General features: G+C 64.1%; 11 protein-coding genes. 1 reads left to right on the top strand and 10 read right to left on the bottom strand.

The window, feature by feature from the left end; all coding sequences use genetic code 11:
- Positions 1-7: 7 nt before the first annotated feature.
- The 4 genes from LDZ26_RS16080 to norR form a co-directional block, all read right to left on the bottom strand.
- On the bottom strand, positions 8-166 hold the full coding sequence (locus LDZ26_RS16080; RefSeq protein WP_244850170.1) for a hypothetical protein: 159 nt from the start codon (positions 164-166) through the stop codon (positions 8-10).
- Positions 167-179: 13 nt separating this feature from the next.
- A complete protein-coding gene (locus LDZ26_RS16075; protein ID WP_370650729.1) occupies positions 180-1,448 on the bottom strand; it encodes a cytochrome c in 1,269 nt (422 codons plus the stop codon).
- Positions 1,449-1,459: 11 nt separating this feature from the next.
- Positions 1,460-2,071: a c-type cytochrome gene (locus LDZ26_RS16070; RefSeq protein WP_244850243.1), complete on the bottom strand. Its 612-nt coding sequence runs from the start codon at positions 2,069-2,071 to the stop codon at positions 1,460-1,462.
- Between the two features lie 451 nt (positions 2,072-2,522).
- A complete protein-coding gene (norR, locus tag LDZ26_RS16065; RefSeq protein ID WP_244850169.1) occupies positions 2,523-4,112 on the bottom strand; it encodes a nitric oxide reductase transcriptional regulator NorR in 1,590 nt (529 codons plus the stop codon).
- Positions 4,113-4,230: 118 nt separating this feature from the next.
- On the opposite strand from norR, the gene hmpA reads away from it, so the two are divergent.
- On the top strand, positions 4,231-5,415 hold the full coding sequence (hmpA, locus tag LDZ26_RS16060) for an NO-inducible flavohemoprotein (protein ID WP_244850167.1): 1,185 nt from the start codon (positions 4,231-4,233) through the stop codon (positions 5,413-5,415).
- 108 nt (positions 5,416-5,523) lie between these two features.
- Here hmpA and oxlT read toward each other — a convergent pair whose 3' ends face one another.
- From oxlT to LDZ26_RS16030, 6 genes are all read right to left on the bottom strand, one after another.
- Positions 5,524-6,822 carry an oxalate/formate MFS antiporter gene (gene oxlT, locus LDZ26_RS16055; protein ID WP_255775067.1) on the bottom strand — a complete coding sequence of 433 codons (1,299 nt, stop codon included), beginning with the start codon at positions 6,820-6,822 and terminating at the stop codon, positions 5,524-5,526.
- Positions 6,823-7,066: 244 nt separating this feature from the next.
- A complete protein-coding gene (locus tag LDZ26_RS16050) occupies positions 7,067-8,464 on the bottom strand; it encodes an OprD family outer membrane porin (RefSeq protein ID WP_244850162.1) in 1,398 nt (465 codons plus the stop codon).
- Between the two features lie 160 nt (positions 8,465-8,624).
- Entirely contained in the window at positions 8,625-9,614 is a 990-nt protein-coding gene (oppF, locus tag LDZ26_RS16045; RefSeq protein ID WP_244850160.1) for a murein tripeptide/oligopeptide ABC transporter ATP binding protein OppF, read from the bottom strand.
- Entirely contained in the window at positions 9,607-10,605 is a 999-nt protein-coding gene (locus tag LDZ26_RS16040) for an ABC transporter ATP-binding protein (RefSeq protein WP_244850158.1), read from the bottom strand. The genes oppF and LDZ26_RS16040 overlap by 8 nt, the downstream gene beginning before the upstream one ends.
- A gap of 3 nt (positions 10,606-10,608) precedes the next feature.
- Positions 10,609-11,499: an ABC transporter permease gene (locus LDZ26_RS16035; protein ID WP_244850156.1), complete on the bottom strand. Its 891-nt coding sequence runs from the start codon at positions 11,497-11,499 to the stop codon at positions 10,609-10,611.
- Between the two features lie 10 nt (positions 11,500-11,509).
- The gene (locus tag LDZ26_RS16030; protein WP_244850154.1) at positions 11,510-12,430 is read right to left on the bottom strand and encodes an ABC transporter permease subunit; all 921 of its coding nucleotides are present in this window, start codon (positions 12,428-12,430) and stop codon (positions 11,510-11,512) included.
- Positions 12,431-12,440 lie beyond the last annotated feature (10 nt).

Genomic DNA, 12,440 nt, shown 5'->3' with positions numbered 1-12,440 from the left:
CAATGAGTCACTGGATCACGCCGCGAGGCAGGAACACGGCAAAGTAAAAGACAAACCAGCTGCCGATCACAATGGCCGTCGCGATGCCCGCGAGCGCGAGCGCCCCGCCCGGCCCGCTGCGCACGATTTCGTCGAGTCTTGCGTCTTCGTTCGGATCGTCGTTCATGGTCGTGTCTAGACTAGTAAAGGGGCGCCGAGCGCAGTTCGTTGACTTCCTTCACGGAGACCGGCGCGCCGTTATTGCCCCACGTCGTGCGGATATACGTGACCACGGCGGCCACTTCCACGTCCGACAGCGATTGCGCGAACGGCGGCATGCCATAGGGCTTCGGATTCTTGAATGTGCCCGGCGGATAGCCGCCATTGAGCACCATGCGAATCGGGTTGACCGCGGAACTCATCACGATCGACTGGTTGTTCGCGAGCGGCGGAAAGTGCGGTGGCTTGCCCTGCCCCTGCGCGGCGTGACACACGGCGCATTGGGCGTCGTAGATCTTCTTGCCGAGCGGCGAGAGACTCGTGCGCTGCTCGACCACGGCCTGCGTCGGCGGCTCGGACTTGTCGCCGGCGCGCGCGGGCAGCGCCTTCAGATAGACGGCCATCGCGCGCACGTCGTCTTCGCTCAGATACTGCAAGCTGTCGTAGACGACTTCGGCCATCGGGCCGTATACCGCGCCGCGGTCGGAGACGCCTGCATGCAGCAAGCCGACGATGTCGTCCATGCCCCAGTTGCCGAGTCCCGCTTCCTTGTTCGACGTGAGCGACGGCGCGTACCAGTTCTGAATCGGAATGAGGCCGCCCTCGAACGCCTTCGAGCTGACGTTGCCGCCGAGCGCGTTGATCGCGGTATGGCACATCGAGCAATGGCCGAGACCTTCGACCAGATACGCGCCGCGATTCCATTCGACGGACTGCTTCGGATCGGGCTGATACTCGCCCTGCTTGAAGAACAGCGACCGCCAGCCGATCAGCAGCTCGCGCCGGTTGAACGGGAAACGCAACTCGTGCTGACGGTTCGGCTGATGCACGGGCGGCGTGGACATCAGAAACGCGTAGATGGCATCCGAATCGGCGCGCGTGACCTTTGTGTACGACGCGAACGGCATGGCCGGATACAGCAAGGAGCCGTCGCGCGAGCGGCCCGTGTGCATCATGTTGTAGAACTCGTCGGCGGTCCATGAACCCAGGCCCGTTTCCTTGTCCGATGAGATATTCGGCGTGTAGAGCGTGCCGAACGGCGTGTCCATCGGACGGCCGCCGCCGAAGGTCTTGCCCGCCGGCAGCGTATGACACGCGATGCAATCGCCCGCGCGCGCCAGATACTCGCCGCGCTTGACGGTGTCGGCATCGGCGCTCTTCGACTGCGCGAGCGCGCTGCCGGCCGGCACGGCGCACGCCGCGAAGAAGACCGCTACGGCAAGCGCCCCAAGTTGGTTGAAACGAAGCACGTCGGCCCTCGCTAGTGTTGGACGCTGCCGCACGCGAGCGGCATCTTCAGCGAGCCGGCGGCGACAGGCGTCGGATTGGCCGGCGCGGGCAGCGAAGCCAGATAGGCGGAGATCGCGGTGATGTCCCGCTCGCTCAGAAGCTGGGCGACCTGCCGCATGCAGTCCGGCGCGATGGTCGAGCGCGTGCCGTAGCGCCACGCGCCGAGTTGCGCGCTGATGTAGTCCGCGTGCAGGCCGAGCAAGCCGGGAATCGCCGGCTCCATGCCGGTCATCGACGCGCCGTGGCAACTGACGCACGCCGGCACCTTGCCCGAGGCATCGCCCTTCATGACGAGCGTCTTGCCGAGATCGAGCGTCTTTGCATCGACGGTGACGGCGGACGGCGGCGGGAACGGCGGGCGCTCGGCGGCGAAATAATCGGCGATCTCTTTGAGATACGCGTCGGGCAAGTACGCCAGCAGGTAGTTCATCGGCGGATACTTGCGCCGGCCGTCGCGAAACGCGAGCAGTTGGTTGTACAGATAACCGGCGGGCTTGCCGGAGAGGCGCGGAAAGTAATCGTTGTCCGTGCCCTCGCCGTGCGCGCCGTGGCACGCGGCGCAACCCATGACGCGCGCCTGCATGGTGTCGGGCGCGCGTTCGAGAGGCGCGTCCGCGGCGCACGCATCGATGCCGCAGAACGTGAAGAGCGCCGAAATCAGGAACAAGGCGCTGCGCTGAGCCACGTTTCCCACGTATCCCCCGTTTCAGGTTGCCGTTTTCGTTTGGACGCGCGGCCGGTCGCATGCAATGGGTTGCATGCAATGGGCGGCGACGCTTTTCTTCAAAGCTAAAGGTCTTGCCGGTGGCGGGCTGTGCTTGGCTTTTCAGATGGTAGGAGACGCGCTTCGTTTTCTCCAGCCCTGAGATTGTCTCAATACATGCGATCGCTGCGCGTGACAAGACGGCAGAAAACTTTGCGTTTGGTCAAAGAAGTTCATTATTTCGAGATGCTCAACCAAGCGGTTGACGGTCTCTGTGGTGCTTAGGACGTGGCTTTGCAGCGATCGTCACGTTTTTCGAGACTCGGGCTCACTATTTGAGCCCGAGGCGTCGCGCGAGCCGGTTCAGGTTCGCCCGATCGATCCCCAACTCGCGCGCCGTCGATGCCCAGTTCTGCTGGTTGCGCGCGAGCGCATCGAGAACCAGCGTGCGCTCGTATGCAGTGACGGCTTCTCGCAAGCCGACAGCAGCGGGCGCATCTGATTCGGCCGGTGCGGGCGGCGCGATGCTCGCCGTATCGCCGATGCCGAAGTCCGCGGCGGTCAGCGTCAGAATGCGCGGCCGTTCGCGATGGCCCGCGAGCGCCTTCAACGCGCTTCGCCCGATCAGGTGCTCCAGTTCGCGCACGTTGCCCGGCCAACGGTAGGCAAGCAGCGCGGCCTGCGCATCGGCGGAAAGCCGCAGGCCCGACAGGCCGAGCCGCGACCGGTTCTCCTCCAGGAAGTAGCCTGCGAGCAGCAAGATGTCGCGGCCACGCTCGCGCAACGGCGGCACGACGAGCGGATACACCGACAGCCGGTGATACAGGTCCGCGCGAAAACGTCCGCCGCGCACTTCTTCGGCCAGATCGCGATTCGTTGCCGCGATCAGCCGCACGTCCACGCGATGCTCGCTGTCCGAGCCGATGCGCTGCAACTGGCCGTTCTGCAACACGCGCAGCAGCTTGGCTTGCACGGCAAGCGGCAGTTCGCCGACTTCATCGAGGAACAGCGTGCCGCCGTCCGCAAGTTCGAACTTGCCGCGCCGGTCCGACGACGCGCCCGAGAACGCCCCGCGCACATGTCCGAAGAGCTCGCTTTCGACGAGCGTATCCGGTAGCGCCGCGCAGTTGAGGCTCACGAGCGGCTTGTCGGCGCGCGGCGAACGCGCGTGAATCTCCGAGGCGACCAGTTCCTTGCCGACGCCCGTTTCGCCGGTAATCAGCACGGTCAGGTCGCTCGACGCCACGATGCCGATCTCTTCCAGCAAATGCCTCTGCGGCGCGCTGCTGCCGATCATCTCGCGGCGGCGCGGGCCGCTCGCCTGCCGGTACACCTCCGCGCGTTGCCGCTCCGCCTCGCTCGTGCGCGCCAGCCGGTCAATGCGTTCGGCGACGCTCACGGTCGCCGCCGTCAGACTCAGGAATGCCTGTAGCGAAGCCATGTCGATGCCGTCGAAGCGCGCGGGATCGAGCGCATCGAGCGTCAGCACGCCCCACGGACGTCCGCCGATAAAGAGCGGGCTGCCGAGGCAATCGTGCACTTCGAGGTGCGCGCCCGCGTGCTTGACGAGGCCGTCGTAGGGGTCGGGGAGACTGGAATGTGCGGGAAAACGCGTCGGCTCGGCGCGCGCGAGAATGCGCGCGAACCGCGGATGGTCGCGCACGAGAAAGCGCCGGCCGAGCGTGTCGCTCGACAGACCGTCGATGGCGAGCGGCACCAGCGTTTCGCCGTCGAGCCGTAATAGCGCAGCGGCATCGCTCGGGAAAAGCGCGCGCAGCGTGCTCAACAGCCGGCGGTAGCGCTCGGCCTCCGGAATGTCCTGCGACAGGTCTTCGATAAGCGGCACAAGGGCGTCGAGGAGGACGCGCGAAGTCATTGCGACTACATCGGCAGTCTTTTGGACCAGAGTCGAATCGACCATAACGCTGTGTAAGCCATTGAAATTATGACAATTCTACACTGGCATAGAAACTGTATAGAAAGACAACATAAACCGCCTGCGGAGCTTGCCGTCTCCGCCCCTTGTCACGAGGACCACCATGCTGTCAGCAGAACACCGAGCCATCATCAAAGCTACCGTGCCGCTTCTGGAAAGCGGCGGCGAAGCGCTCACGCGCCATTTCTACGCCACCATGCTGAACGAACACCCCGAAGTGCGCCCGATGTTCAATCAGGCGCATCAGGCAAGCGGCGCGCAGCAACGTGCGCTCGCCAATGGCGTGTTGATGTACGCGCGGCATATCGACGAACTCGACAAGCTCGGCGGCCTCGTCGGGCAGATCATCAACAAGCATGTCGCGCTGAATATCCAGCCGGAGCATTATCCGATCGTCGGAAGCTGCCTGCTCCGGTCGATCCGCGAAGTGCTCGGCGCAGACATCGCGACCGACGCCGTCATCGAAGCGTGGGCCGCTGCTTACGGTCAGCTGGCCGATCTGCTCATCGGCCTGGAGGAAGGGATCTACAGCGAGCGCGAGCACGCGCCCGGCGGATGGCGCGGCACACGGCGCTTCGTCGTCGCGCGCAAGGTCGCGGAGAGCGATGAGATCACGTCGTTTTATCTCGTGCCGCAGGACGGCGGCAGTCTGCTCGATTTTCATCCGGGGCAGTACATCGGGCTGCGCGTTTTCATCGACGGCGAGGAACTGCGTCGCAACTATTCGCTGTCGGCGGCGCCGAACGGACGCGAATATCGCATCAGCGTCAAGCGCGAGAAGGACGGCAAGGTGTCGAGCTTTCTGCACGACCGGATTCACGAACGCGACACGCTCGATCTGTATCCGCCCGCGGGTGACTTCAGGCTCGAACACAGCGACAAGCCGCTCGTTCTGATCAGCGGCGGCGTGGGCATCACGCCGACGCTTGCGATGCTCCACGCCGCGCTCGCCACGACGAAGCGCCCGATTCACTTCATCCACGCGGCGCGGCACGGCGGCGCCCATGCGTTCCGCGAGACGATCGACGAACTCGCCGCGCGTTACCCGCAACTCAAACGCTTCTATTGCTATGAAAATCGGCGCGACGGCGACAGCGAGCCGCACGGCGTCGGCTTCGTGAACGAAACGCTGCTCGACCAGTGGCTGCCCGCGAACCGCGATGTCGATGCGTACTTCCTCGGCCCGAAGTCGTTCATGAAGGCGGTGAAGAAGCATCTGAAGGCGCTCGGCGTGCCGGAGGCGCAGAGCCGCTATGAGTTCTTCGGCCCGGCTGCTGCGCTCGACTGAACGATGCTTTGCGTTGCGTTGAGAAGACGGACCCGCGCTGGGCAACGGCGGGTCCGTGTTTTCGTCCTGAGCACTTGAAGATCGACGCGGCCCCTTTGCCGAGATCGCCTACTCTTTCAGCGGCGCATAGCCCATCTCCCGCCCCACCTCGCGCGCATGCTTTTGTGTGTGGGCGTTGCGCATTGGCTTGAGCACGAAGAGCGCGAGGAGCGCCGCGAGTGCCGCCATTCCGGCCGCGAGCATAAAGACGGCGTGCCAGCTTCCCGTCGACTTCGTGAGGACGCTCGAAAACGGCACCAGGAGCGCCGCCGTGCCCTTTGCCGTGTACAAGAGGCCCGCGTTGGTCGCCGCGAACTTCGGGCCGAACGTATCGCCGCAAGTCGCGGGGAAGAGACTGTAGATCTCGCCCCACGCAAAGAACACAATGCCGGTCAGCACCACGAACGCCGTCGGGTTGTGGCCGAAGTTGGACAGCGCGACGATCCCCACCGCTTCTATCGCGAAGGCCAGAAACATCGTGTTCTCACGCCCTATCCTGTCCGATACCCAGCCGAAGAACGGCCGCGTCAGACCGTTGAGCACACGGTCGATCGTCAGCGCGAAAGTCAAGGCCGGCAGCGTCAGCCCGAGAATCGACACAGGCGAATCCTGCAATCCGAAGTCTTTCGCGATCGGTCCGAGCTGGGCGGTCGCCATCAGGCCGCCCGCCGCCATCATCACGAACATCGCGTACATCACCCAGAAGATGGGCGACGCCAGTACCTGCTTCGGGCTCGCGTTATAAACGGCGCGCGTGACCGTGCTCTTGACCGCCGCCAGCAACTGAGCGGGCGGCGCATACAGCGCCATGCCGAGCAAGAAGACGACCAGTCCCTGCCCGAGCCCAAACCAGAGGAATGTCGCTTCATAGCCGCTGGATTTGATCATGTGCGCGATGGGCACGACCGTCGCCGCCGATCCCATGCCGAAGCCGGCCGCGGTGATGCCTGCCGCGAGGCCGCGCCGCGTCGGGAACCATTTGAGCGCGTTGCCGACGCACGTGCCGTACACGGCGCCCGCGCCCACTCCGCCTATCGCAGCGGCGAGATACAGGAGCGGCAACGAGGACGCCATCGAGTTCATCGCCCAGGCAATCGCGCAGAGGACGCCACCGCCGACGACCACGGGGCGCGGGCCGTACTTGTCGACGAGATAGCCTTCGATCGGCACAAGCCACGTTTCGGTGACGACGAAGATCGTGAAGGCGACCTGAATCGCCGCGCGGCCCCAGTGATATTTCTCGTCGATCGGATTGACGAAGAGCGTCCATCCGTACTGCATGTTGGCAATCATCGCCATGCAGATGACGCCAAAGACCAACTGCACCCACGGCGACGCGAGACGCGACGCACCCACCTTATTTGATATATCTAGTAAGTCAAGCGAAAGAAACGACGGGGTTTCCACTTAGGACAACGTGGACTGTAAGCAGATGAAAGCGATGATCTAATCGGGCGATGGCGAAAAAAAAGCCCGGCAGTCACGAGGCTGCCGGGCGATGGGCGTGGGCGAGACATGGCAATCCGCTGCACGCACTCTCTTTATAGATGAAAGGGTATCGTAATATAAAGAGTGGTTTCTGTAGGGTAAACGCTCGCGACGGATGGCCCAGTCAAAACACATTAAACGGCACATTCACCATGAGCCGATAAATGTCGCTTGTTCCGTCGGAGTAATATTTGTTGCCCTGGTGATGCATGTAATAGAACTTGACCGACGTGTTCTTGAACTTGCCGTCCGGCACGGTGTAACTCGGAATAATGCCGAATTCGTGATGCGTGCCGTGCACGGGCTGTCCGTTCACGATATAACTGCCCGCGTTGACCGTGCCGCTATTGGCCATGGCACTGCCGTCGGCGCCCCAGCCATAAGCGACCCACGTCGTCACCTTGAAGCCGGGCATACCGTAGTCCTTCAGATTGAGCGAATACGAAAGACTCACGGACTTTTCGTGCGGCTGGTTGTAGTCGACATCCAGCGAGTTCGACAGATAATCGCCGCCCGACTCGTGCATGTAGTCGAACATCTGGTCGCCGAGAATCTGCTGGAAGGCGAATTGCAGCGTATGCGCGCCATGCGTGCCGGCGAGCGCGAGGCTATACGCATTGTTATTGATCGGCCCCTGACGCTTGTCGCCGATGGCGCCCGTGTAGTAATAGTTCAGCGCGCCGGTCCAGCGCACCGACTTCGCGTCGCCGATGCTTTGCGTCGCCGAAAGATAGTACTGCTGCCACACGTTATTCGCGATGCTGCCGTACAGCGTGACCGCCGTATCGTCGCCGCGCGTCCAGTCGCCGCCAAAGTACGTGAACTGCGAGACGTGCTTGCCGCCATATTCCGTCGAGAGCCCCGTCACGGTCGTCATGCCGCGCGAGATCACGCCATCCACCGTGCCGGCCTTTAACGTAAGGTTCTTGAACTCGTCGCTCGCGAGCGAGAAGCCGCGATACGTCGGCGGCAACGCGCGATTGTCGTGCGGCACGAGGAACGGGTTGTCGAAGAGTTGCTGGCCGTATTTGAGCACGGTGTTCGACACGCGCGCCTTCACGTCCCACACGCCCGGATACGCCCACGCGAGCTGGTTCGCCCCGCCGCCGTCCGTGCCCACGTGTACGCGGGTGCCCGCGCCGTTGCCGCCGTTCAGCTTGAACGCGCCGAACATCGACACGTCGCCGCCGAGCCCGATCAGCCCGCGCGTGAAGCCGGATTCGAACACCGCCTGCGCGCCGAGCACCCACGCGTCTTTATCCTTTGCGCCCTTCGGTTCGAAGTGTTCAGAGAAAGAGCGGCCGAGCACGTTGAAATGCGAGTCCTCGATAAAGCCCTTCGACTTCGCCTGATTGCTCACTGGCGCATCGGCTTCGGTATTGGGCGGCGAACTCGGGACAGTTTCGGTATGGCGCGAAAGCGGCTCGGTATCGGCTTCCTGGCCGTATGCGGAGACGGTTGCGGCCATCACGCTGCTGAAAAGCAAAATCGAAAGTGCGACTGAAAGTTTCTCTTTTTTCACGAAAAGTATCTCCAACGACTGACTCAACCTGCGGACTACAAACCAACTCTCAAAATCGACGGCTGCAACAAGCCGCGCCCGGCGACCGAAGCAGTCGGGACGATCGACGCGCGCTTAGGATTGCTACGCATGCATGTCGCGGGCTATGGAAACTTGCGCATCAGGCGAAGAAGCACGCGGCCGACGCGCCGTTATCGAGCGCGCGCAATGCGGGCGATTCCACCGCGCATCGCGCCTCGGCCATCGGGCAACGCGTATGAAACACGCAGCCGGAAGGCGGATTGATGGGACTCGGGATATCGCCCGACAAGATCTGCACGGTCTTGCCACGCTCGACGGCCGGATCAGGCACCGGTACGGCCGAAAGCAGCGCGCGCGTGTACGGATGCCGCGGCGTCTCGTAAAGCGCCCGCTTGTCGGCAAGCTCCATCACGCGGCCGAGATACATGACCATCACGCGGTCCGAGATATGGCGCACCACTGCGAGATCATGCGCGATGAAAATCAGCGACAGCCCCATCTCCGACTGCAACGACTTCAGCAGATTGACGATCTGCGCCTGAATGGAAACGTCGAGCGCGGAAACGGGTTCGTCGCAGATAACCAGCTTCGGCTCCACGATGAGCGCGCGAGCGATGCCGATACGCTGGCACTGCCCGCCCGAAAACTCGTGCGGATAGCGGTTGATCATCTGCTCGCGGAGGCCGACTTTCGCCATCATCGCGCGCACGCGTGCCTGGCTCTCCTGCTTGCCGATGCCCGGCCGATGCTCGGTCAGCGGCTCCGCGATGATCTGCCCGACCGTCATGCGCGGATCGAGCGATGCGAGCGGGTCCTGAAAGATCATCTGCACCTCGGCGCGCGCCGCGTGCCATTCGCGCTGCGAGCCCCGCGTGAGATTCGCGCCCATCCACACGATGTCGCCGCTCGTCGCCGGAATCAGATTCAGAATGGCGCGTGAAAGCGTCGATTTCCCGCAGCCCGATTCGCCGACTACGCCGAGCGTTTCACCGGCGCGCAGATCGAAGCTCACGCCGTCGACGGCCTTTAGCGTGCGCGCTGGCGCCCACGGCAGGCGACTCTTCGACTTCACCTGAAAATGCACGCGCATGTCGCGCACGGAAAGAATGGTGGATGCCGCGTCAGACATGGCTCGCCTCCCGATAACGCGTCTTCAGTGCATCCACGGGCCGATGGCACGCGCGCAGCCAGTGAGCGCCGTCGACTGCCGCGAGCGCGGGCGCGCGCTCGGCACATTCGGCGGCGGCATCGGCGCAACGTTCGTGGAACGGACAGCCCGCCGGCGGATGCGCCATGTTCGGCGGATTGCCGGGAATGCCGGTGAGCTCGCCGCCCTGCTGGTCGAGGCGCGGCAACGCGCGCAGCAAGCCGATGGTGTACGGATGCGAGGGCTTCGCGAACAGCGTGGCGGCGTCGCACTGCTCCATCACGCGGCCGCCGTACATCACCATGACCTTTTCGCACAGGCCGGCGACGACGCCGAGATCATGCGTAATCAACACGATGGACGTGCCGAAATCGCGCTGCAAATCCCGCAGCAGTTGCAGCACTTGCGCCTGAACGGTGACGTCGAGCGCGGTGGTCGGCTCGTCCGCGAACAGCACTTCGGGCTCGCAGAGCAAGGCCATCGCGATCATCACGCGTTGCCGCATGCCGCCCGACAACTCGTGCGGATACTGTCCGATGCGATGCGCCGCCTCGGGAATGCGCACGGCTTCCAGCATGGCGATCGCCCGCTTCTTCGCCTCGCGGCGCGTCATGCTCTTGTGCAGTTCCAGCACTTCGGTCATTTGCCGCTCGATCGTCAGGTACGGATTGAGCGAGCTCATCGGGTCCTGGAAGATCATCGAGAGGCGGTTGCCGCGAATGCGGTTCAGCGCCTTCGCGGACATGCCGAGGAGGTTCTCGCCGCGATACATCGCGCGCCCGCTTGCGCGACCGTTCGACGCCAGCAGCCCGAGCATGGCAAGCACCGTCTGGCTTTTGCCCGAGCCGGATTCGCCGACGATGCCGAGCGTTTCGCCTTCTTCCAGCGCGAAGCTCACGCCGTTGACCGCGCGAACGGTGGCGTCGTGTGTCGCGAACTCGACGCGCAGATCGTTGATTTCGACTAGCGGCATGGCTCACCTGTCCTTGGGATCGAGCGCGTCGCGCAGCCCGTCGCCGACATAATTGATGCAATAGAGCGTCACCGACAGCAGCCCGGCCGGAAACAGCAGAATCCACGGCGACGCTTCCATCACGCCGACGCCGTCCTGAATCAGCACGCCCCAGCTGGTCATCGGCTCCTGCACGCCGAGCCCGAGGAACGACAGCACCGACTCCGTGAGAATCACGCCCGGCACGGTGACGGTCGTATAGATCGCGACGATGCCGAGCAGATTCGGCACCACATGCCGCGCGATGATTCGCCGCGTCGGCACGCCGATGGCGCGCGCCGCCTCCACGTATTCCTTCGAGCGGATGGCGAGCGTCTGGCCGCGCACCACGCGCGCCATGTCCATCCACGAGAACACGGTGATGGTCAGCACGACGAGATAGAACTCGCGGCCGAGCAGCGTCACCATCAGAATGGCGATGAGCAGGTACGGAATGGCGTACATCATGTCGACGAAGCGCATCATCGCGTTGTCGACGCGTCCGCCGACGAAGCCCGCAATCGCGCCCCAGACGATGCCGAGCGTCACGGACGTCAGCGTGGCGAGCGCGCCGATCATCAGCGAGACGCGCCCGCCCACGAGACAGCGCACGAGCAGGTCGCGCCCCGTCTCGTCCGTGCCGAAGAGATGCCAGTGAGCGAACGTGGGCGGCACGCTCATCGCGTTCCAGTCGGCGGAATCGAACGCGTTCGGCAAGACCCACGGCCCGACGATGCACGCGAGCGTGATGACGGCGAGCAGCGCCAGACTCACGACCGCCGCCTTGTTGCGCAGGAATCGCGCGCGCGCGTCCTGCCACGGACTGCGGCCCGCGACCGCCTGTTCGAGCATCGGCGCAAGAGAAGCAGATTTCATCGCGCGGCCCTCAGTAGCGAATCTTCGGATCGAGCCACGCGTACGCGAGATCGACCAGCAGGTTGAGCAGCACGGCCACGACCGTGACCAGCACGACGAGGCCGAGCACCAGCGTGTAATCGCGATTGGCTGCGCCATTCACGATCAGCTTGCCGATGCCGGGCAGCGAGAACACGGACTCCGTGACGACCGCCGCCGTGATCGACGCGATCGCGAGCGGCCCGATTACGGAGACGACCGGGATCAGCGTCGGCTTGAGCGCGTGACGCAGCACGATGGCGCGCATCGGCAAGCCCTTCGCGCGGGCGGTGCGAATATACGGCGTGTTCATCACTTCGATGAGGCTTGCGCGCGTGACGCGGCCCACTGTCGCGACGTTGATCATCACGAGAAGCGCGACCGGAAGAACCATGTAGCGCGCGTCCGCCCCGTTCCAGCCGCCCGCGGGCAGCCACTTGAGGCCGATGGCAAAGACGAGAATCAGCACCGGCCCGATGACGAACGACGGAAACGCGTTGCCCGCGTTGCTGACGAGCATCAGCGCGTAGTCGGCGATGCTATTGCGCCGCAGCGCCGCGCCCGCGCCGAGCAGCACGCCGATGACGATGGCCAACGCCATCGACACGCCCCCGATGGTGAGCGACACCGGCAGCGCGCGCAGCACGAGTTCGTTCACGCTCCAGTCGGCGTAACGGAACGACGCGCCGAGGTCGCCGTGCAGCAGGCCGTCGAGGTAGAGCAGATACTGCTTCCACAACGGCTCGCCGAGGTGATACTTCGCCTGCAGGTTCGCGAGCACTTCGGCGGAGACCTTGCGCTCGCCGTCGAACGGACCGCCGGGCGTGGCGTGCAGCAGCAGATAGCAGACCGTCACGACGATCAGGAGCGTCGGCAGCGTGAGCAGCACGCGACGCAGGGCATATGACCACATGAGAGCGCGT

Source organism: Caballeronia sp. SL2Y3 (genome assembly GCF_022879575.1).
In the GTDB taxonomy this organism is placed as follows: domain Bacteria; phylum Pseudomonadota; class Gammaproteobacteria; order Burkholderiales; family Burkholderiaceae; genus Caballeronia.
Note: the sequence above shows the minus strand (reverse complement) of the source record. Positions and strands in the feature narration are given on the sequence as shown.